The organism is Caulobacter henricii, assembly GCF_001414055.1.
GTDB classification, from domain to species: Bacteria; Pseudomonadota; Alphaproteobacteria; order Caulobacterales; family Caulobacteraceae; genus Caulobacter; species Caulobacter henricii.
This window is the reverse complement of record NZ_CP013002.1, coordinates 2,590,462-2,610,159: the sequence shown is the minus strand read 5'-3', so window position 1 is coordinate 2,610,159 and position 19,698 is coordinate 2,590,462. Positions and strand designations below refer to the sequence as shown.

General features: G+C 65.8%; 20 protein-coding genes. 14 read left to right on the top strand and 6 right to left on the bottom strand.

The window, feature by feature from the left end:
• Nucleotides 1-67 precede the first annotated feature (67 nt).
• Nucleotides 68-229, top strand: coding sequence for a hypothetical protein (locus AQ619_RS19105; RefSeq protein ID WP_166504230.1), 162 nt, complete (start codon nt 68-70; stop codon nt 227-229).
• 5 nt (nt 230-234) lie between these two features.
• Here AQ619_RS19105 and AQ619_RS12270 read toward each other — a convergent pair whose 3' ends face one another.
• On the bottom strand, nt 235-675 hold the full coding sequence (locus tag AQ619_RS12270; protein WP_062147922.1) for a SufE family protein: 441 nt from the start codon (nt 673-675) through the stop codon (nt 235-237).
• Between the two features lie 38 nt (nt 676-713).
• Nucleotides 714-1,499, bottom strand: coding sequence for a sensor histidine kinase (locus tag AQ619_RS12265; RefSeq protein ID WP_062147920.1), 786 nt, complete (start codon nt 1,497-1,499; stop codon nt 714-716).
• 198 nt (nt 1,500-1,697) lie between these two features.
• Between AQ619_RS12265 and AQ619_RS12260 the strand changes: the two genes are divergently transcribed.
• On the top strand, nt 1,698-3,458 hold the full coding sequence (locus AQ619_RS12260) for a sensor histidine kinase (protein ID WP_062147917.1): 1,761 nt from the start codon (nt 1,698-1,700) through the stop codon (nt 3,456-3,458).
• Between the two features lie 35 nt (nt 3,459-3,493).
• On the opposite strand, the gene AQ619_RS12255 is transcribed toward AQ619_RS12260, so the two are convergent.
• Entirely contained in the window at nt 3,494-4,378 is an 885-nt protein-coding gene (locus AQ619_RS12255; RefSeq protein ID WP_062147914.1) for a hypothetical protein, read from the bottom strand.
• Between the two features lie 73 nt (nt 4,379-4,451).
• Between AQ619_RS12255 and AQ619_RS12250 the strand changes: the two genes are divergently transcribed.
• From AQ619_RS12250 to AQ619_RS12225, 6 genes are all read left to right on the top strand, one after another.
• The gene (locus tag AQ619_RS12250) at nt 4,452-4,781 is read left to right on the top strand and encodes a DUF1491 family protein (RefSeq protein ID WP_062147911.1); all 330 of its coding nucleotides are present in this window, start codon (nt 4,452-4,454) and stop codon (nt 4,779-4,781) included.
• Nucleotides 4,782-4,925: 144 nt separating this feature from the next.
• Nucleotides 4,926-5,306, top strand: a complete 381-nt coding sequence (locus AQ619_RS12245; protein WP_062147908.1) for a hypothetical protein — start codon at nt 4,926-4,928, stop codon at nt 5,304-5,306.
• Nucleotides 5,307-5,479: 173 nt separating this feature from the next.
• Nucleotides 5,480-7,099, top strand: coding sequence for a peptide chain release factor 3 (locus AQ619_RS12240; RefSeq protein ID WP_062147906.1), 1,620 nt, complete (start codon nt 5,480-5,482; stop codon nt 7,097-7,099).
• Between the two features lie 115 nt (nt 7,100-7,214).
• Entirely contained in the window at nt 7,215-7,787 is a 573-nt protein-coding gene (locus AQ619_RS12235) for a dTDP-4-dehydrorhamnose 3,5-epimerase family protein (RefSeq protein ID WP_084745965.1), read from the top strand.
• The gene (locus tag AQ619_RS12230; protein ID WP_062147900.1) at nt 7,787-8,704 is read left to right on the top strand and encodes a Gfo/Idh/MocA family protein; all 918 of its coding nucleotides are present in this window, start codon (nt 7,787-7,789) and stop codon (nt 8,702-8,704) included. The genes AQ619_RS12235 and AQ619_RS12230 overlap by 1 nt, the downstream gene beginning before the upstream one ends.
• A gap of 1 nt (nt 8,705) precedes the next feature.
• Nucleotides 8,706-9,581 carry a glycosyltransferase family 2 protein gene (locus tag AQ619_RS12225; RefSeq protein ID WP_062147898.1) on the top strand — a complete coding sequence of 292 codons (876 nt, stop codon included), beginning with the start codon at nt 8,706-8,708 and terminating at the stop codon, nt 9,579-9,581.
• On the opposite strand, the gene AQ619_RS12220 is transcribed toward AQ619_RS12225, so the two are convergent.
• Nucleotides 9,578-10,054 carry a ribonuclease HI gene (locus AQ619_RS12220; protein WP_062147895.1) on the bottom strand — a complete coding sequence of 159 codons (477 nt, stop codon included), beginning with the start codon at nt 10,052-10,054 and terminating at the stop codon, nt 9,578-9,580. The two genes, AQ619_RS12225 and AQ619_RS12220, sit on opposite strands and share 4 nt — an antisense overlap.
• 395 nt (nt 10,055-10,449) lie before the next feature.
• On the opposite strand from AQ619_RS12220, the gene AQ619_RS12215 reads away from it, so the two are divergent.
• The 6 genes from AQ619_RS12215 to cckA all read left to right on the top strand — a co-directional run bounded on the left by AQ619_RS12215 (nt 10,450) and on the right by cckA (nt 16,760).
• On the top strand, nt 10,450-11,826 hold the full coding sequence (locus AQ619_RS12215; RefSeq protein ID WP_062147891.1) for a hypothetical protein: 1,377 nt from the start codon (nt 10,450-10,452) through the stop codon (nt 11,824-11,826).
• A 101-nt stretch (nt 11,827-11,927) separates the two neighbouring features.
• Nucleotides 11,928-12,227: a TonB family protein gene (locus tag AQ619_RS12210; RefSeq protein WP_062147888.1), complete on the top strand. Its 300-nt coding sequence runs from the start codon at nt 11,928-11,930 to the stop codon at nt 12,225-12,227.
• Nucleotides 12,228-12,423: 196 nt separating this feature from the next.
• Nucleotides 12,424-12,687, top strand: coding sequence for a flagellar biosynthesis protein FliQ (fliQ, locus tag AQ619_RS12205; RefSeq protein WP_062147885.1), 264 nt, complete (start codon nt 12,424-12,426; stop codon nt 12,685-12,687).
• Between the two features lie 16 nt (nt 12,688-12,703).
• Entirely contained in the window at nt 12,704-13,459 is a 756-nt protein-coding gene (fliR, locus tag AQ619_RS12200; protein WP_062147882.1) for a flagellar biosynthetic protein FliR, read from the top strand.
• Between the two features lie 9 nt (nt 13,460-13,468).
• Nucleotides 13,469-14,554 carry a flagellar biosynthesis protein FlhB gene (gene flhB / locus AQ619_RS12195; RefSeq protein ID WP_062147879.1) on the top strand — a complete coding sequence of 362 codons (1,086 nt, stop codon included), beginning with the start codon at nt 13,469-13,471 and terminating at the stop codon, nt 14,552-14,554.
• Nucleotides 14,555-14,672: 118 nt separating this feature from the next.
• A complete protein-coding gene (gene cckA / locus AQ619_RS12190; protein WP_062147876.1) occupies nt 14,673-16,760 on the top strand; it encodes a cell cycle histidine kinase CckA in 2,088 nt (695 codons plus the stop codon).
• 162 nt (nt 16,761-16,922) lie between these two features.
• Here the strand turns inward: cckA and AQ619_RS12185 are convergent, their stop codons facing one another.
• A complete protein-coding gene (locus tag AQ619_RS12185; RefSeq protein WP_084746255.1) occupies nt 16,923-19,100 on the bottom strand; it encodes an acylase in 2,178 nt (725 codons plus the stop codon).
• A 90-nt stretch (nt 19,101-19,190) separates the two neighbouring features.
• Complete coding sequence (locus AQ619_RS12180) at nt 19,191-19,688, bottom strand: 3D domain-containing protein (protein WP_062147868.1); 498 nt, start codon at nt 19,686-19,688, stop codon at nt 19,191-19,193.
• Nucleotides 19,689-19,698: the final 10 nt, after the last annotated feature.

Below are 19,698 nucleotides of genomic sequence, written 5' to 3'. Positions count from 1 at the left end.
TAGGCGCTTCCCGCTTCGGCCTCAAGCGGGCCGTGGAACCAACCGGAACCCGGGCGGTTAAGCTGGCATGAGTATCCTGATCATCATCATCGTCGTCCTGGTCCTGCTGGGACTGGCCCTTTACGTCGTTCAGCGGTCGCCCATTCCCTCGCCCGTGAACTGGATCATCCAGCTTCTCCTGGTGGTGGTGGCGATCCTGTTCATCGGCAATCGAGCGGGGTTCTTCTAGGGAGCCTAACCGCGGGCACCCTGGCCCAGAACGGCCTGGGCATCGCGCTGGATGCGGGCGACCATGGACTTCAGCCCGTTCGACCGCTGGGAAGACAGGGCTTCCGACAGGCCCAGCCTGTCCAGGGCCGCCTTGGCGTCGAAGCTGGCAATGACGTCCGCGGGCTGGCCTGAATAGAGCCGCAAAAGGATGGCGATCAGTCCGCTGACGATATGGGCGTCGCTGTCGCCGCGGAAGTCGATGATCCCGCCATCCCGGGGCTCGGTCACCAGCCAGACCTGGCTGGCGCAGCCGAGAACCTTGTTGCTGTCTGACCGTTCTGCGTCGCTGAGCGGGGCCAGGTCCCGCCCCAGTTCGATCACATAGCGATAGCGTTCTTCCCAGTCGCCCAGCAGTTCGAACTCGTCGGCGAGTTCTGCGAGAGCGGCGTCGATGGGGCGTGTCATGGCCGCCACTTAGGCGCGCGGCGGGGCGCTGGCAAGCGTCAGGCTTCGGCGAGCGTGACCTGTGCCGTCAGGCCGGCTCCGGGACGCGAGGTCAGACGCAATCCGCCACCCATGGCCCGGGACAGAAGATCGACGATCGGCAGGCCAAGGCCTGCACCCTCGCTGGTTCGGGTCAGGGTGGTGCCACCCTGTTCGAAGGGGCGCAGCAGACGTGGCAATTCTTCAGGCTCGACACCCGGACCCTGATCGACCAGAGCGATCTCGACCAGGCCGCCTGGCAGGGCCTGGGCGTAGATGCAGACCTCGCCCCCTGCCGGCGAATGATGGATGGCGTTCTGCAGCAGATTGCCCAACAGGGTGCGCAGGCCGCGGCTGTCGGCCATGACCGTCGGCAGGGTTCCTACCCCTGGAACAGTGACAGTGACCTGACGCTGGGCGCTCTCGGTTTTGTACTGTTCGACAACGTCCTCAATGGCCTCATCCAGGCCTTCGGGCGCAAGGTCGAGGTCGGTGACATGGCCCTCGAGCCGGGCAATTTCGACGATCTGATTGACCAGCTTCAGCAGCTTCAGGCCGCTGTCATGGACGATCTCCGCATATTCCCGGTACTGGGGCGCGCCGAGGGGACCATAGAGCTCGCGGGACAGGATCTCGGAAAAGCCGATCACGGCATTCAGGGGCGTGCGGAGTTCATGGCTGACCATACGCAGAAACGAGCGCTTGCGGTCGTCCAGCGCAGCCCGACGACGCCTGTGAGCCGCAGCGCGTCGCTCGGCCTTGGCGTCATAGTCGGGTGATGCGTCGAGGGACGCCGGTTCAGGCATGCGATAGGCTCCCGGACCTTCTGTCCGCTCTGGCGCAGTCGTAACCTTACCGGGCAGGCGCTTACGATTCCGTTTCCGTCCACAGGCCGGGCACCGGCGAGGATCGCTCGACGATTGAGTGGTCTGGAGGGAAGGCTTCAAGCGCGTTAGGGTTGGGAGACGGCGCTGATGGGTGCCGCATGGAAAGAGTCGCTCGGTTTGGAATTCGAACTGCTGCCCGACCCGTACAAGCGGACTGCGCGCTCAAAGCGCGGCCTCGGACCTGCGCGCCTGTGGCGTCTGGGCTGGCTGGCGGCGATCGCCCTGGCCGCGCTGGCGACAGCCCTTCTGCCTGGCCAGTTCAGTTGGCCGGTGTGGGCAGCGTTCCTGGCGGGTGCGGCTCCAGCCCTTCTGTCCCTGCCGGTCTCGGGCGAGACCCCGCGCGAGGACGACCGGATACAGTCGATTCTGCTGGTTTTGTGGGCGGTGGGCGGATCTGCCGCAGCCATGCTGACCGGCGGCGTCTCCGGGGCCATGGCAGCCTGGTGTCTGGCCCCCGTGGCGGCCGCCTCTACCCTCGTCTCGTCGCGTCGACTGGCCGAAGGTGCCGCTCTCTCTCTGATCGGTGGCAGCGTCGCGGCCCTGGCGCAACTTGCTGGTTTGACACCGACCCCGCCGACCGGGGCTCTGGCCTTCATTCTCGGCTTTCTGGCCCTGACCACTACCGGCCTCGGCCTAGCCTCTGGCCTGCTGATCGGCCATCGCCGCTTCGGCGCGCGGGACGTCCGCCATACTGCCGAACTGGCCGCCCTCGAGGTGATGCTGGACGGCCTGCCGCAGCTGGCCATCGCCGTGACCACCAAGGGGCGGGTGACCGACGTGCGCGGCACGCCCCCGCCGGGGGTGATGGTGCCGGACATCGCTACGCGCGGTCTGGCCGCTGCCGCCGCACCCAATGACCGCCAGCGGATTGGAGAGGCTATCGCCCGGGCCTTCCGCGAGGGCCAGATCAGCCTGACCTTCAATCCGGCCCTGGGCGTCGAGAGGATTGTCGCGCTCGACCTGCAGCGCGTGTCGCCGGTGATGCTGGTCGGCCTGCTGCGCGACGTGACCGTCGAGCGGACCCGAGAGACCGATCTGGACCGCGCCCGCGCCGATGCCGAGGCCCTGGCCGCCGGCCGCGCCCGGTTCCTGGCCAATATGAGTCATGAGCTTCGCACGCCGCTGAATGCGATCATGGGCTTCTCCGACATCATGCGCGCCCGGATGTTCGGCCCGCTCAGCGACCGGTACGGCGAGTACGCGGAACTGATCCACGAAAGCGGCGGTCATCTGCTGGACCTGATCAATGACGTGCTGGACATGTCCAAGATCGAGGCCGAGCGCTTCGAACTGCAGCGGGGCGTGTTTGATGCCCGTGAGGCGATGACGGCGGCCATGCGGCTGATGCGCGTCCAGGCTGACGGAGCCGGGGTGCAGTTGCGCGGCGTGCTGCCGCCCAATGATCTCGAGGTCGATGCCGATCGCCGGGCGCTCAAGCAGATCGTCCTGAACCTGATTTCCAACGCCCTGAAGTTCACGCCGCGCGGCGGTCAGGTGACGGTCACGGCCGACGGCTATGACGGCGTGCTCGAGATCGTGGTCGCCGACACCGGCGTCGGCATCAGTCCGGAAGACCTCGAACGCCTGGGCCGTCCCTATGAGCAGGCCGGTGGCGCTGATCAGCGAGCCAAGGGCACGGGGCTTGGACTGTCTCTGGTTCGCGCCTTTGCCAAGCTGCATGGCGGCGAGATGCATATCGAAAGTCGGATGGGCGCGGGCACCAGCGTCTCTGTGCGCCTGCCGGTACTTCTGGCACCTCTGAAAGCCCCGACCCCACCGTCCGAGCCGCCGTCCGGACCGGAGCCCACGGACACGCCGCCGAACCCCGAGCCGCCAACCAGCCTCGGCGACAATGTGATTGCGTTTTCGCCGCGCTAGGGGGGGGCGATGGTCGCGTAACGGCCGCGCCAGACCTAACGCAAGAACGCCCGGCCCGCCGCGAAGTCCCCGACCTCGACATAGGCCTTGCGCACCAGATCGCCGCCATTGCGGCCGGCGAAGGTGAACTCCAGGATCACGGCCTCGCGCGGGTCGAGCAGAGACAGGGCTTCTGCCGCCGCCATCGGGAAGCGGAAACCCATCCCGGTCTTGGCCCCGGTCGGCAGCAGGGTCAGGGCCGCTTCGTCGCGGGTCTCGGCATTGAACACCTGGCTGGCCGAACGCGGCGCGACCTTGGCTGACAGGCTCCGGCCGCCACGGGCGTCGATATAGGGGCCCTGGGTGCGGGCCGGATCGCGCATCACCAGGCGGGCTGCATAGGGCTGGGCTCCGTCTGCGAAGGTGGCCACGGCCATTACCGCCTTGGCGCGGCCGGCCAGGCCGAAGATTAGCCGGTCAGGGCCGAAGGTGCTGGGTTGCGACAGTCGCCAGACCGGGAAGGTTGCTGAGACGGGCCGGTCGGCCTGCCAGCTGGCCACGTCGCCCGGATAGGTCATCTTCTGCAGGGTGGCATAGGCTTCAAAGGCTCCGCGCACCCGTTCGGCGGCGGTGGTCAGGTCCTTGGAATTGCAGGCGGCAGCGGCGGCCTTGGACCGGGCGCGGCCTTCCAGGGCCTCGACCTGGGCCTGGGTGGCCCCGGACCTGAGGGTCGCACCGCGTGCCTGGGCCCGCGCGGCGTCCAGGGCCGAGCCGATGGCGGGGGCAAACAGACGGCACCGGCCGTCGGCGGCCGTCATCAGGGTCCGTTCATAGAGCTGATCCGCGGCATTAGCGGCGAACAGGATGCCGGGGAAGAGCGCGACCGTTCCGCCGATCACCAGTCCCGTCCATTGCGCCCATCGACCTTTGGGGTACGTCATCCGCGTCGTTTCTCGTATGCTTGCCGACTTGAAGGGCCGAACCTAGCGGCCTCGGTATTGCGGTTCGGTTAGCATGCTCCTTTCGACGGATATCTGGGTCAGCGCGCTGATCCGCCGGGCTGAACTGGCGGGGGCTTTCGCCACCGTGGCGCGCAAGGGCGATGCCCGGGCCGGGGCGGTGCTGGTCAAGGCCGTCGATCGCCGCGAGAACAGGGCCCGCCTGTTCGCCGAGGCCACGCGTGGCGACGGCGAACGCTTCTGGATGCAGCCGATCAAGTCGGATTTCGAACCCGATCTGGATGCCTATGCCGAAAGGGCGGCACGGATCGATCCCGACATCTGGGTGATCGAGATCGAGGACCGCGACGGACGCCACTTTCTGACCGAGACGGTGGAAGCCTAGTCGGGACAAAGCGGTCCCGCCGCCTGCGCCAGGGCACCGGCTTTAGGCCTAAGTTCCGTTAACCGCGCTCCTAAACCAGACTTAAAGCCCGACCGGTGCAATCTCTGGGCGTCCCGTCGCAACAGAGATCAACGCCGCTCCACCATGCTTTTTTTGATGAACGATGTCGTTTTCAGCTTCGATGCGAGCGAACTTGCGCCGCCGGTGCCGCGCGATCGTTTTTCGAAGCTCACCCTGAGCTATGTCGGTGAGCTGGGCCGTGAACTGTATGCCGAGGAGCCCTTGCTGCACCGGAAGGACCCGGAGCGGGCCAAGCGTCTGGCCTCGCTGATCATTTCCAAGGCTCCGGAAGTCAATGCGGCCCTGTTCATCGCCCCTGGCCGTGGCTGCCTGCCCAGCATGGTGCAATTGCGCTATGCCCAGCTTGGCCTTGATGTGATGGGCGCGCTCCTGACCCGTCAGAAGGAAGGCTTCCTGACCAATGTCGAGGCCGATCGCCAGGTCTGGCGTCGACTGGCGGCCTAGCCGCACCCTTTCAGAGCTCCCCGTCATGTCCATCGTCCAGCGCGCCTCTGTCGAGGCGGCGTGCCTGTGACGGGTGAGAGCCTGAGGCCATCGAGTCGGACCAGCAGGGCATTTTGGTCGCCTGCCTGAAGGCCGAAGGTGACAAAAAGGGCGCGGAGCGATAGGTCCCCCGGATGAGCACTTCTCCTGCCACGCCCCTGTCCCCGGTGTTTCAAGCCGCCCGTCGGCGCACCTTCGCCATCATCAGTCACCCTGACGCCGGCAAGACCACCCTGACGGAAAACCTGCTGCTGGCCGGTGGGGCCATCCGCGCGGCCGGCGCGGTGCGCGCGCGCGGCCAGACCCGCCGTACCCAGTCGGACTGGATGAAGATCGAGCGCGAGCGCGGCATCTCGGTGTCGGCCTCGGTGATGACGTTCGACCACGACGGTCTGATGTTCAACCTGCTCGATACGCCGGGCCACGAAGACTTCTCGGAAGACACCTACCGCACCCTGACCGCCGCCGATGCGGCAATCATGGTGCTGGACGCCGCCAAGGGTATCGAACCCCAGACCCTGAAGCTGTTTGAGGTGTGCCGCCTGCGCGACATCCCGATCATCACCTTCATCAACAAGATGGACCGCGAGGCCCAGGATCCGTTCGAACTCCTGGATGAGGTCTCGTCCAAGCTGGCTCTCGATCCGGCACCGCTGTTCTGGCCGGCCGGATCAGGCGGCCGCTTCAAGGGCATGCTGGACCTGCGCAAGCAGACCTTCATTCCCTATGCCAAGAAAAGCTCCAATGACGATGAAGGCCATCCCGATCCGGTGGCCATCAACTCCAACGCCATCAGCCGCTTCCTTGACCCGGAGGAACAGGCCGAAGTCGAGGAGGGAGCCATGCTGGTGTCCGAGGCCGCCAAGCCGTTCGACGTCCAGAGCTTCCTGGAAGGCCACATGACCCCGGTGTTCTTCGGCTCGGCCCTGCGCCATTTCGGCGTGGCTGAACTGCTGGCCGGCATCGGGGCCTACGCGCCCGCGCCGCATCCGGCCAAGGCCGTGCGCAATGGTGCCGAGACCCATGTCGCGCCCGGTGACGGTGAGGTTTCGGGCTTCGTCTTCAAGGTCCAGGCCAATATGGACCCCAATCACCGCGACAGGATCGCCTTCCTGCGTCTGACCAGCGGCCGCTTCACGCGCGGCATGAAGCTGAAGGCCCAGAACACCGGCAAGTCGATGAGCGTCAATGCGCCGGTGATGTTCTTCGCGTCCGACCGCGAGCTGGCCGAGGACGCCTACGCCGGCGACGTGATCGGCATTCCCAACCACGGCGTGCTGCGGGTGGGCGACAGCCTGTCGGAAAGCGGTCTGCTGCGCTTTGCCGGCCTGCCCAACTTCGCCCCGGAAATCCTGCGCCGGGTGCGGGTCAAGGATCCGCTGAAGGCCAAGCACCTGAAAAAGGCGCTGGAGGGGCTGGCTGAGGAGGGCGTCACCCAGTTGTTCCGTCCCATGCTCGGAAGTTCCGACTTCATCGTCGGGGCCGTGGGTCAGCTGCAGTTCGAGGTCATGGCCGACCGGCTGGGAGGCGAGTATGCGCTCGACGTGATGTTCGAGCCCAGCCCCTATGCCGAGGCCCGCTGGATCAGCGGGGCGCGCACCGATGTCGAGGACTTCCAGGACAAGCACAAGACCGCCATGGCTACCGACATCGACGACCAGCCGGTGTTCCTCGGCAAGTCGTCCTGGGAAATTGGCTATGTCGCCGAACGTTTCCCAAAGGTGCGGTTCGACCGGACGCGCGAACGGGGATAGGGGCGGGGCCTACACGATCCGGCCTCGGACTAGTTTTCGCGTTAAGGTGGAATTCCATCGTCTCAGCGAGGCTCCGAGGCTGGCTGAAGGCCTGAAGAACCGCTAGGTTTGAGCCATGCCAACTCAGATTCCTACTGTCAGAAGCTTCTTGTCAACCGGCGCTGACCTGCCCGGCGGCCTACTCCTGGCACCACTCCGCGTTCATGAAGACCAACGCGGCACATTTGCCGAATTCTATCGGGAAGAATGGGGTTTTGGGCCTCGGCCACTGCAGTGGAATTTGGTGAACTCGGTCCCCAATACCCTGCGGGGCGTGCACACCCATGCCGACCACTATGACTATCTGATCATCATCGCAGGCGAGATGGTCCTGGGGCTGCGTGACAGCCGGGTCGGATCCCCGTCCTTCGGCTGGGCCACTACGGTGAGGGTGACAGGCGAAGACCCGCATATTGTAGTCATCCCGCCCGGCGTCTCGCATGGGTTTTGCTTCACCAAGCCCAGTACGCACGTCTACGGGGTCACGGCCCATTTTGTCCGACCGGAAGAGTCGATCTGCCGCTGGAACGACCCGGACCTTGGATTCGACTGGCCCTGCACAGATCCCTTTCTGTCGCCGAAGGATGCGGCCGCCGGTTCTTACAAGGACATGCTGGCGCGGTTCTCCCTTCTGCCCCTGGACCAATGATGCGGATCGGACTGGTCGGTTGCGGCCGTTGGGGGCGCCACATCCTTCGCGACCTGAAGGCTGCCGGCGTCGAGGTTCATGTGGCGGTGCGTGGCGCTGAATCCCGGGACCGCGCGATGGCGGGCGGCGCGAACGGCATTGTCGACGACGCTGCCGAACTGCCCGAGATGGATGGCTATGTGGTCGCGACGCCCACCGCCACCCATGCTGATGTGCTGGAGGGTCTTGTCGGCACCGGCAAGCCCCTGTTTGTCGAAAAGCCGATGGCCAATGACCTCGCGAGGGCGCGTCGTCTGGTCGAGCAAGCCGGTGAGCGGCTCTTCGTCATGGACAAGTGGCGCTACCATCCCGTGATCGAAGCCATGCGCGAAGAAATCGCCGCCGGAAATATTGGTGACGTCCTCGGCATCAACCTGATCCGCCAAGGCTGGTCTAACCCGCACAGGGACGTGAGTGCGCTTTGGATCCTGGCTCCGCATGATCTTTCGATCGTCCTGCATCTTACGGGTCGGATTCCACCGGTGATTGCCGCGTTCCCGGCGGCAGACGGGCGGGCTGATCTTGGCATGACGGCACACCTGGGCGGACCAGGCCTGCCCAATGTGATGCTGGATATCGGCATTGCCAGTCCGGAGCACCGTCGGCGATGCCTGGTCATCGGGAGTCGGGGCTGTCTGGAGCTTCGGGATGGTTATGAAGAGCGCCTCTTCATTCGAGACGGTGCCCCCGGCGATCCGGCGGCGCAGGAACGCATTCGAATGACCAGCGACGTCATGCCCCTGAGGGCGGAACTGGATCGCTTTCTGGACTTTGTCGCCGGCCAGGGTCCGGCCCCGATGAGCTCGGCCGCCGAAGGCCTCCTAATTGTCGAACGACTGACCGAAATCGAGGCCATCTTGAGCGCCGGGAGGGCCTAGCATGGACGAGCCCCTGTTCACGATCCTGCTGCCCGTTGTGCGTCCGCCCGACCTGCTACCCTTTGCGGTCGCGTCCGTGCAGGCTCAGTCCGAGTCCAGGTTTGAACTGATGATCATCAGTGACGGTGCCCCGCGGGAGACCCTGGCTGCAGCCAGGCGAATGGCGGTGGCCGACCACCGGATTCGGGTGTTTGATTTTCCCAAGGGGGAACGCCACGGCGAAGCCCATCGCCATACCGTTCTGGAACAGGCCCGGGGCCGCTTTGTCTGCCAGATCGGTGATGATGATCAGTGGTTGCCCAACCATCTGACTGAGATGGGCCTGCTGCTTGAGAAGGTCGGGTTCGGCAATCTGACCCATGCCACGGTCGAGGCCGATGGGACCCTGTCGTCTACGGCCGGTGATCTTTCGCTCGAAGGCCTGCGTCGACTCATGTGCGAAAAGGATTTCAACCTCTTCGGGCCAAGTGCTGCAGGCTACCGGCTTGAGGCCTATCGCGCTCTCGCGGTCGGCTGGTCTCCGGCTCCGGAAGGGCTTTGGACCGACCTTGCCATGTGGCGGAAGTTTCTGGCCGCGCCTGGCATCACGGCCGGAACACGGCAGTCGGTCACATCGGTCCACTTCGCGGCCTCGCTCCGCCGTGACTGGCCGATGGAGCGTCGGGTTGCTGAGGCAGCCCACTATGCGGCCCTGATCGCCACTCCGGCCGGGCAGGACGCGATAAGGCAGGCCGTGACCAGCGCCATCGTCACCCGGTTCTGGGCCAGCCGTGCTCAAGAGGTCGCCTTGGCCGAACGGGTGGGGACATTGCAGCAGCGCGTGGTCAGTCTTGAGGCCGAGATCACGATGCTGAAGTCCGGTTCGTCGCCCCCCTAACCCGGGAACTTCAGCAGGTTGGGCTTGGGGATAGCGGCCTTGAAACTGCCGCGGGTCTTGGCCGTGTCGAGCCCGAAATCGGCCCAGGCGGACAGAAAACCGGCGGACGGCTCCTCGGTCGTCAGGGGCGCGAGGGTCAGGACGGGGCGCGCCGCGACCGCTGCGCGCGCGGCCACCCAGGCCTCGGATTCGGCAGTGGCATAGGCCCCGTCGGCGCTGACCAGTTCGGACGGCAGAGCCGGGTCATCGAGATAGAGGGTCACCGCGGTGTCGGCGGGCTGATCTGCCAGGCTGGCCAGGGCCTCGGTCAGGGCGGTGAGGGACATCCTAGCGCGGGTCGTGCGTCGCTCGCCGCCGGCTGCACCCTTGATGGCCTCGGGTCCGGTCAGGCCCTCGGCGCGCCGGACAAAGGACCAGCCGCCATAGCCAGGATCGGGACGGCACAGGCTGGCGGTCCATAAAAGGATGGTCATGACGAGCTCCCTGGCAGGTTGTCCGGAATTCTAGCCTGTTTCGCGGGGCAGGGGAGCCAGGTCGGAGCCGCCAGGCTGGAACAAAAAGTAAACGAGGCCTTAAAACTCATGGTTAACGTCATTTTCACCATCATGAACAGGATTCGAATATCGATGGTTGGTCAAGGGGCAGGGTAAGGTGGCTTAAGCAAGATTTGTGCCATTTTGGCGCAATAATGCCAAAAACAGCCTGCATGGTGCCGATTTGCCGATAGTCCCCGACTATTTATGGTTAACGGCCTGTAAACACCTATTAACCACTTGTTAAGTTCGTTGGCTCCGGCTTTGCTCCTAACGCGTTGAACCCTTGCCGGACGTCCCGGTGTGGGACGGTCCGTGTACGGGGATGCGCGTCGATGTTCGAGTTCGGTCGTGATCTGAAACGTCTCTTCGGCGTCGATGCCGGTTCGGAGTCCCGGGCGACGGGCCATCGCGAGGGCCTCACCGGTGGCGACACCTCGCTGCTTGAACTCCTCGACATTCGCCTGCTGACCAATGAGGCGCGTTCGGCCGATGTTGCGGCGGGCCGGATCGGGACCCGCGATCGCGGCGCACGCCTGCTGGAAGCGGCGGTCACCTGGCGCGAACTGGCCCGTCGCTCCGGCGATGCCGCCGCCCTGCGCAAGGCCGCCTCTCATGCCGAGGCCGCCGGCAAGATTTTCGAGAGCGAGCGCCGCCTGGAGGCTCTGGCGACAACCCGCTGCGAGCAGGCTGTCCTGGCCATTCTGGGGGCCGATCTGTTCGGTGACGAGGGGCTGAATGCTGCGGCCGGAGCAGCCCTGACCCTGGCGCGGACAGCGCCGGGCCAGCGCTGTGGCCTCGCCATGGCCCTGGTCGCCGGTCTCGACGGCCGGGCCGGGCTGGCCGAGAACAATCTTGATCGGGCCCTGGCTGCGGTGCAGGCCTATGACGCCCCACTCCGAGCCCTGGCTGCCGCCAAGCGCCTGAAAGGCGGCTCCGCCCGCCTGCTGCTGGCCGACCAGCGCGCGGCACGTATTGAACTCATCCTGACCTGCGGTGCGCGCCTCAAGGACCGCGCCCTGACCCAGTTGGCGATCACCGAGGCCACAGCTGCCGCCTCGGCGCTGGATCCCGATTTCGAGCCCCTGACCTGGTCGCGACTGGAGGGCCTGCGCGGTGCCGCCCTGGTGCAGCTGGGCGAACTGGACGGCGAACTGGCTCAGATCGCCGACGGCGTCGCGGCCCTGACGGCGGCGCTGGAGCCGCTGTCGATGGAACATAGTCCGATGGACTGGGCTCGTGCCCAGGCGGCGCTTGGTCAGGGGCTGCAGTCTGTAGGGGAGGCCACGACCTCCGAACGCGCCTTTGAGCAGGCGGTCAATTGCTATGACCGTGCCACCCAGGTGCTGAAGGTCCAGCCGGCCCTGGCCCTGCGCGCCATCGTCGCCAACAACCGCGCCCTCAGCCTGGCGCGCTGCGCTGAACTGACGGCGGACCTGGCGGTGCTCGATGCGGCCGAACTGGCCTTCAAGACCGAACTCTCGGCCCAGCCCGGGACGCGCGATCCGGCCTCCTGGGCTGTGGCCCAGATGAACCTGGCCCGCCTCTATGAAGCTCGGGTCGAGATCACCGGCCGGGATGACGGCCGGCTGGACCGGGCGGCTGTGGCCCTGGCCTGCGCCTTTGACGTCTTCTCCGAGCTTGGCCTGAGGTCCCTGACCGATCTGGCGGCACAGGGACTGCAACGGTTGAAGGCGGCTCACGCTCACTGACCCGGATCGGGACACAGGGGGCGACCTGGTCGCCTCGTCGAAACAAGGGTCGGCGCGTCGCGAGGGCGGCGGGACCGGCCAGGACTTATAGGGACGAAATCGTGATTGCTTCGCTTGTTCTCGCCGCTGCTCTTTCCAATTCTGCGCCGGCCAAGGCCGATCCGGACCTGCTGATCCCGGCGTCCCAGCCGCGCGAAGCCGTCGCCATTCTGAACTGCCTGGTCACGGACGATGGCCATCTGACCGCCTGCACCGTCGAGGGCGAAAGCTCACCGGAACTGGGCGTCGGCGACGCCGCCCTGAAGATGGCCTCCCAGTTCCAGGTCGACCTGCTGGGTCCTGACGGCAAGAGCCGGGCCGGGTCCTACATCCAGGTTCCGGTGCGGATCCGGATCCGCTAGGCAGGCCCGATGGCTCCGGTCTTCCACGCCACAGTGGGATGACCGGATTTCCGGGCCCCTGGCCTCGGCAGCGCATTGGCTTGACCGGCCCCGATCCCCGCTCCGCGGCCAACCCCTAACGCCCTGTTAACCATACTCGCGGCATTCTGAGCCCTCGATTCCCTGCCCGGTCCGGGCGCGCGAGTGAGGCTTCTGGATGACCGGTGCCGAAGTTCTGGATGTCGGTCGCGATGCGATCTGGCTGACCCTTCAGCTCTGCGCGCCTGTGCTGATCGTCGGCCTTGTCGTCGGCGTGGCCATCGGTCTGTTCCAGGCCCTGACCCAGATCCAGGAAGCCACCCTGGTCTATGCACCCAAGATCGTGGCGATCTTTGTCTCCCTGCTGATCTTCCTGCCGCTGATGGGGGCCCTGATGTCGGGCTTCATGCGCCAGATCGCCGCCCGCATCGCCGGCATGTAGGGGAGGCGAGGGCCGCTTGGACTCCTACGCGACAGCCGCCCAGGTCTATGTCGCCGGCCTCGTCTTCGCGCGGGTCGGGGCCATGGTCATGCTCATGCCCGGGATCGGCGACGACTCGGTGCCGCCTCGCATCCGCCTGTCCTTCGCCCTGCTGATGGCCCTGCTGCTGACACCGCTGGTCCAGAATACCGTCGGCGGCGTGCCGACCAGCGTCGGCGGCCTGTGGGGTCAGGTGATCCATGAGATCCTGATCGGCCTGATGATCGGCTCGGTGCTGAAGCTGTTCTTCACCGCCATGTCGACGGCCGGCGAAGTCATTTCGATGCAGACCACCCTGTCCTTCGCCCAGACCACCAACCCGTCGATGGGCCAGTCCAGCACGGCGGTGGCGACCTTTCTGTCGATGCTCGGCCTGACCCTGATCATGGCCACCGACCTGCATCACCTGTTCATCGGGGCGATCGTCAAGTCTTACGACCTTTTCCCGTTCAGCCGCGCCGTGCCGGTCAATGACGCGGCGACCCTGGCGGTGCGCACCGTGGCCGACAGTTTTTCCCTCGGCGTGCAGCTGGCCGCTCCGGTGATCGTGTTCTCCCTGGTCTTCAATCTGGCGGTCGGCCTGGTCGGACGGGTCATGCCGGCCTTCCAGATCTTCTTTGTGGCCTCGCCGCTCAGCGTGATCCTCGGACTGTCTCTGCTGGCCCTCAGCCTTGGCGGCATCGCCATGGTGTGGACAGACCGCTACCGCGACCTCCTGTTGATCTTCAACTAGGGGCGGGCCATGGCGGAAGACACAGATAAAGAGTCAAAAACAGAAGAACCTTCAGCGAAGAAGCTGTCGGACGCCCGGGCCAAGGGAGACGTCGCCAAAAGTCAGGACGTTCCTCAGTTGGCTTCGCTTCTCGGGGCCGTGATGGTCATCCTGATGGCCGGTGGCTGGCTGACCCGCGACCTCTCGGCAGCCCTGGTGCCGTTCCTGGCCCATGCCGGCCAGATGGATGTCAGCAGCGGCGGGGCCGTTGTGATCGCCCGCCAGGCCATCATGGCCGCTTTGCCGCCCCTGGTTCTGGTGATGGTGGTGACCGCCGTGTTCGGCTTTGTCGCCCATGTGGGACAGACCGGCTTCATGATGACGCCGGAGAAGATCAAACCCGACTTCAGCAAACTCGACCTGATCAAGGGCCTGGGGCGTCTGTTCGGCATCGACGGCCTCGTGCAGTTCGCCAAGTCGGCCCTGAAGTTCATCCTGACCGGCGTCATCGCCTATTATGTGCTCAAGCCGCACACCGGCGAGGTCATCAATATGGTCGGTATGGATCCGTCCGCGATGATCCCGGTGGCGATGAAGCTGGCCACCAAGCTGTTCCTGGCGGTGCTGATCCTGCTGACCATGACGGCCGGCTTTGACTGGTTCTGGCAGCGTCAGCGGTTCATGACCCGCATGCGCATGACCCTTCAGGAGGTCAAGGACGAGTACAAGCAGTCGGATGGTGACCCGCACATCAAGGCCAAGCGCCGTCAGATCCAGATGCAGCGCTCGCGCCAAAGAATGATGCAGGCCGTGCCCAAGGCGACTGTCGTGGTCATGAACCCGACCCACTATGCCGTGGCCTTGAAGTACGAGCCGGGCGAGACGCCTGCGCCGCTCTGCGTGGCCAAGGGCATGGACGATCTGGCCCTGAAGATCCGTGCCGTCGCCGAGGAGCACGGCGTGCCGGTTCTGGAAGATCCGCCCCTGGCGCGCGCGCTCTATGCGACGGTCGAGATCGATGAAGAAATTCCGGCCGATCATTTCGAAGCCGTGGCCAAGGTCATCGGCTTCATCATGAACGGCAAGAAGCCCAAGCCGCGGGCCCGGCCCCTGTGACGGGACGTGACAAAACCGCAATTCAGACGCCCTCTGACCTTGCGTTACATAAAGAGTATCCTCGGGTTGGCTCGAAGTGAGTCGCGACCTGCGCGCTGAACAAGGATTGCCACCGTCCATGGCCGAACTGCCCGTCCAGGACATCACTGAAACCGGTGCCACGCGCCGGCGCTTCGACCCCTATATCTGGGGCGCAGCGATCTTTTTCGTGGCCGCTGCCGGACTGGCTGCCGTCCCGGCCCTGCGCGCCGGTCCCGCCACCCTTGCCGGACTGCTGCTGCTGGGCGGGGTCGCCGGCGTCGCGATCCTGGGCCTTGTCGCCATCCGGGCCTCGGCCCACCACGAGAGCGACCTCGACGCTGCCGAAGGTTTCATCGACGCCCTGAGCGAACCCACCGCCCTGGTGGCCGCCGACGGACGGCTGCTCGCCGCCAATGCCGCCTGGCGGCAGATCATGGGAGACGCCCGGCGCCTGCCCAAGGGCGTCGCCGGCTCGGGTCTGTTCGCAGCCCTGGTCCGCGCCCGCAAGGGCGAGGTGGCCGAAGGCCTGCTGCGCGTGGACAGCGAGGACCGCGTTGCGACCGTGTCCCGTCTCGCCGGCGGACGCCTGCTGGTCCGTCTGGCTCCGCCCGCCGTTGTCGCCAGCCTCGCGGCCGAGGCTCCGCCCGTGGCCATCGTCGAGACAAGGGCACCGCCGCCGGGATCGCTGGACGCCTTTTCCGGGGCCTCACCGTTCGGCGCGGCCTTGCTGGAAGGGCTTGATCCTTTCAATTCCCGTATCCTCGAGGCCAATCCGGCCCTGTCGGCCATGGCGGGTCCAACCGCCAAGGCCGGGGTGCTGTTTGGCGACCTGATCGAACCGACAACCCGCGCCGAGGCCGAGAGCCGCATGGCCGGCGGCAAGGCCGGTCCCTTCGAGGTGCGGCTGTCGCGCGACCCGACCCGCATCGCCCACCTCTATCTCTACCGGGCCGAGGGGCGGCTGGTCGCCTATATGATCGATGTCTCCGAGCAGAAGCAGATCGAGCTGCAGCTGGCTCAGGCCCAGAAGATGCAGGCCATCGGCCAGCTGGCCGGCGGCGTGGCCCATGACTTCAACAATCTGCTGACGGCAATTCAGCTGCGCCTGGACGAGCTCCTGCACCGCCATCCCGTCGGTGACCCGTCCTACGAAGGCCTGAACGAGATCCGTCAGACAGGGGTCCGGGCTGCCGATCTGGTTCGCAAGCTGCTGGCCTTCTCGCGCAAGCAGACCGTGCAGCGTGAAGTTCTGGACCTGGGCGAGCTGATCTCGGAATTCGAGGTCCTGCTGCGCCGCCTGCTGCGCGAAGACGTCAAGCTGATCACCGACTATGGCCGCGACCTACCGCAGGTGCGGGCCGACAAGAGCCAGCTGGAAACGGCGGTCATGAATCTGGCCGTCAACGCCCGCGACGCTGTACGGGCGGCCAAGGGCGGCGGTATTGTCCGCATTCGCACCGCCCGCCTGACCCAGGACGAAGCCGTGTCTCTGGGTTTCCCGGGTGCCGAGGGCGATACGGCCTTCATCGAAGTGTCTGACGATGGTCCGGGCATTCCCCCCGACGTCATGGGCAAGATCTTTGACCCCTTCTTCACCACCAAGCCGGTGGGCGAAGGCACGGGCCTGGGCCTGGCTACCGTCTATGGCATCGTCAAGCAGAGCGACGGCTGGATCCATGTGCACAGCCGCCCTGACGAGGGTGCGGCCTTCCGGATCTTCCTGCCGGTCCATGTGCCCACCGCTGCCGCGATCGCCGAAGCGGCTGCTGTGGCCGCCGAGCCGCCCAAGGCCCGTCCGCCGCGCGATCTTTCAGGGGCCGGCCGCATCCTGTTCGTCGAGGACGAGGACGCCGTCCGCGGCGTGGCCGCCCGCCTGCTGCGGGCGCGCGGCTATGAGGTGCTGGAGGCCTGCGATGGCGAGGAAGCCCTGCTGATCGCCGAGGCCAATGCCGGCACGATCGACCTGCTGATTAGCGATGTGATCATGCCCGGTATCGACGGTCCGACCCTTTTGAAGAAGGCTCGCGGCTATCTTGGCAATGCGCCGGTGATGTTCATCAGCGGCTATGCCGAGGCCGAGTTCAGCGACCTGCTCGAGGGCGAGACGGGCGTGACCTTCCTGCCCAAGCCCATCGACATCAAGACCCTGGCCGAGCGGGTCAAGCAGCAGCTTCAGGCCGCCTAGCTAGGCGCTCGCGCCGGCTCGGCCCTGTCGGTCGGGCCAGGACTGACGGTCGCCAATGGACCGGTCAGGGCCCGGCGAAGACCTGAACCCGGTGACGCTTCCGACCAAGTGTCCTGCGACGATGAGCGATCATCGCCCCTGCAGCGGGGCGAATGGGCTCGCCTACTGGCCGGGCCGGTAGGTTCGCTCAATGTGGCCCTTCAGGTCTTCCGGATAGAAGTACACGTCTCGCAGATTGCCGAGACTGTAGCGCAGCGCTTGGTCATTGAAGTGCGGCGAGGCCGGATCACCGCTTTCGCCGCCGGCCGAGATGGCACGGGCCCGCACCCTGTCGCCGAATTCGACCACCGCCACGAAGCTGTTACCCAGGGTGCCGTAGTACTTTTTGGTCCCCGGCCAGCGCTTGGCACCAAACGAGGCCAGCGAGCCCCACTGGGCCGAGGTGAAGGGCACGGCAATGCTGGGCTGCGCGTCATCGAAGGGCTGGACGATGTCGCCCGTGAGGCGCTGGAAGCGGTTGATCTGGCCCCAGGGCGTGCGCCAGGAGCCGAAGTCGGCAGTGAGGCGATCCGAGGCTTCGGCCAGGGCCTTCAGCTTCTCCGCCGGCGTCGCCACATCGGCCATATAGTCATAGACATTGACGCCCTTGGCCTTGGCCGCAGGTGCGGCCGTCGTCCACAGGGCCTCGCCCCAGAAGACCGCGAGGGACGTCGCCTCAGATCTGGTCGACCACTTGAAGTCCCAAGCTTTCAAAAGGGCGACCTGATCGGCCAGCCTGGCCTTGAGCGGATCATCGCTCGCGGTGGCGTCATAGGCCGCCGTCAGGGTCGGGACCAGTCGTGCGAAGGCGGTCAGATAGGGGTCATAGGCCGCGCCGAGCAGGCCGGGCAGGGTGAAGTCCTTGCGGTCCTGCAGCACCCGTATGGCATGCAGGCCACGCGGGTTTTCGCCGAAGGTGTCCATGTATTTGGGGAAGTCGGCCTGCCGGGGGCTGTCAGGGCCGGCCGCCGAATAGGGCCAGTTATTGGTGTTCATCGCCCAGCCATTGGCGGGGTTCACGACCCGCGGGGCCTCGTCGAGATCATGCAGGCCTTTCCAGTCTGTGGCCGGATCCGCCCCGTCGACCGGCTGGGTATAGTCAAAGCGGTCGTCGCGCCGGGGAATGAACTGCGGGTGCAGGTAGGCGATGGTGCCTTTGGAGTCGGCAAACAGGGTGTTGTTCGACGAATTGGCCTTCAGCGCCGCCACCTTCATGAACGCAGCATAGTCGGTGGCCTTGGTGCGCAGGAACGACTGCTCCAGCGCTGCCACGGGCTTGTTCATCAGGGCGACGCTGATCCACTTGCCACCGGCTTCGCGCACGATCGGGCCGTGGTGGGTGCGATAGACCGTGAAGCGCCGCTCCGCCCGGGTACCGTCGGCCGCGCGGTAGGGGATGACGATGGTCTCGCTGATGACCGGCCGAAGGGCCTTGCCATAGCGGTAGAAGCGTTTTCCGTCTTTCTCGACGAGGGTTTCCACAAATTCGTCGACCACATCGACGCCGCTGGAGGTGTGCATCCAGCCCGCCGTGGCGTTGAAGCCCTGGTAGATGAAGAATTGGCCCCAGGTCGCTGCGCCATAGGCGTTCAGGCCCTCGTCGCTGCGCACCTGCTGTTCTGAGCGGAAGAAGAACGAGGTGTGGGGATTGATCAGCAGCAAGGCGTTGCCGGCCAGGGTATGGCTCGGCGCGATGGCGATCCCGTTCGAGCCCGTGGGTTCGCGAAAGGTCAGCCCCTTTTCGTCGTCGGTCAGGGCCAGCTCGCGCTTGCCGTAAAAGGCTTCCAGCTGGCTGAGCGAGATCCGCTCAATATCGCCGCCGATGCTGCCTTCCGAAAAGCTCAGGGCCATCCAGGGTTCGAACCGCGTGATCGTGCGCGGCTTCACCTTGGGATGGGTGGCAAGATAGTAGTTCAGGCCATCGGCCCAGCCGTTCATCAGCGCCTTCAGCCAGGCCGGGCTGGCGGCGTAGTCGGCCTTGAGCCGCACTGGATCGATGAATAGCCGCTGGCGCAGGTCGCTCCAGATCGCCTTTTCGCCCTCGGCTTCCGCCGTGCGGCCCAGGGACGTGATGTAGTTGGTTTCAACCCGGTTGAAGTCATCCTCGGCCTGGGCATAGGCCATGCCAAATACGGCGTCGGCGTCAGTCTTGCCGTGGATGTGGGCTATGCCCCAGGTGTCGCGGATGATCTCGACCCCGGCGGCCCGGGCCTTCAGGCGGTTCAGGTCGTCGGCCGCGTGAGCGGGGAGGGCAAGTCCCGCAATCAGCCCAACCCATGCCAGCCTGCTGAGTAAACCCATCTGAACCCCCGCGAACCTGCACAGATTCAGGCCCTCGAGCATCTCTATGGGACGAACAGCCGTTTGCCAAACAGGCCAGGCCAGCCGAGCCTATTCGGGGGGACAGCCCTTGAACTCGCCGACCTTGCTGACGGACAGGCTGGACAGGTCCAGTGCCATCAAGGGGGCCATCGATGACCGGCCCATGCCGCTGAACAGGTCCAGTTTCAGACCCTTGATCGCCCCGCCGATGTCCGAGGCGTACCAGTAGCCGTCATGGGTCGAACCATCAGGCATCGGCAGGCCGACGGTTTCCTTGATGAACAGGACGGTCCGGCGCGGGATGACGGTCTTGTCGACCGCGACCGTGCGCATGGCCACGACCTTGCAGCCGAGGGAGTCGAGACTGCGAATGCCTTTGGCACCCGCATGATAGAGGGTCGCCCGCATCTTGTACTCAAGCGTGCCGGGAATGGTGCCCGTGAGAGCCCCCGTGATCAGGTCGCCCAGCGGGTCGGACCGCGACTCGGAGTCCGGGCTGGCGGCAAAGGCGGGGAGGGCGGTGGACATGGCCAAAACGGCCAAAATTCCGGCGAGCGTGCGACGCATCGAGGGAATC

Coding starts and splice junctions, on each gene's coding strand:
- flhB (WP_062147879.1), top strand. CDS start 13,469: ATGGCGGAAGACACAGATAAAGAGTCAAAAACAGAAGAACCTTCAGCG.
- AQ619_RS12265 (WP_062147920.1), bottom strand. CDS start 1,499: ATGCCTGAACCGGCGTCCCTCGACGCATCACCCGACTATGACGCCAAG.
- AQ619_RS12245 (WP_062147908.1), top strand. CDS start 4,926: ATGCTTTTTTTGATGAACGATGTCGTTTTCAGCTTCGATGCGAGCGAA.
- AQ619_RS12235 (WP_084745965.1), top strand. CDS start 7,215: ATGCCAACTCAGATTCCTACTGTCAGAAGCTTCTTGTCAACCGGCGCT.
- fliQ (WP_062147885.1), top strand. CDS start 12,424: ATGACCGGTGCCGAAGTTCTGGATGTCGGTCGCGATGCGATCTGGCTG.
- AQ619_RS12220 (WP_062147895.1), bottom strand. CDS start 10,054: ATGACCATCCTTTTATGGACCGCCAGCCTGTGCCGTCCCGATCCTGGC.
- AQ619_RS12215 (WP_062147891.1), top strand. CDS start 10,450: ATGTTCGAGTTCGGTCGTGATCTGAAACGTCTCTTCGGCGTCGATGCC.
- AQ619_RS12255 (WP_062147914.1), bottom strand. CDS start 4,378: ATGACGTACCCCAAAGGTCGATGGGCGCAATGGACGGGACTGGTGATC.
- cckA (WP_062147876.1), top strand. CDS start 14,673: ATGGCCGAACTGCCCGTCCAGGACATCACTGAAACCGGTGCCACGCGC.
- AQ619_RS12240 (WP_062147906.1), top strand. CDS start 5,480: ATGAGCACTTCTCCTGCCACGCCCCTGTCCCCGGTGTTTCAAGCCGCC.
- AQ619_RS12250 (WP_062147911.1), top strand. CDS start 4,452: ATGCTCCTTTCGACGGATATCTGGGTCAGCGCGCTGATCCGCCGGGCT.
- AQ619_RS12230 (WP_062147900.1), top strand. CDS start 7,787: ATGCGGATCGGACTGGTCGGTTGCGGCCGTTGGGGGCGCCACATCCTT.
- AQ619_RS19105 (WP_166504230.1), top strand. CDS start 68: ATGAGTATCCTGATCATCATCATCGTCGTCCTGGTCCTGCTGGGACTG.
- AQ619_RS12225 (WP_062147898.1), top strand. CDS start 8,706: ATGGACGAGCCCCTGTTCACGATCCTGCTGCCCGTTGTGCGTCCGCCC.
- AQ619_RS12185 (WP_084746255.1), bottom strand. CDS start 19,100: ATGGGTTTACTCAGCAGGCTGGCATGGGTTGGGCTGATTGCGGGACTT.
- AQ619_RS12180 (WP_062147868.1), bottom strand. CDS start 19,688: ATGCGTCGCACGCTCGCCGGAATTTTGGCCGTTTTGGCCATGTCCACC.
- AQ619_RS12270 (WP_062147922.1), bottom strand. CDS start 675: ATGACACGCCCCATCGACGCCGCTCTCGCAGAACTCGCCGACGAGTTC.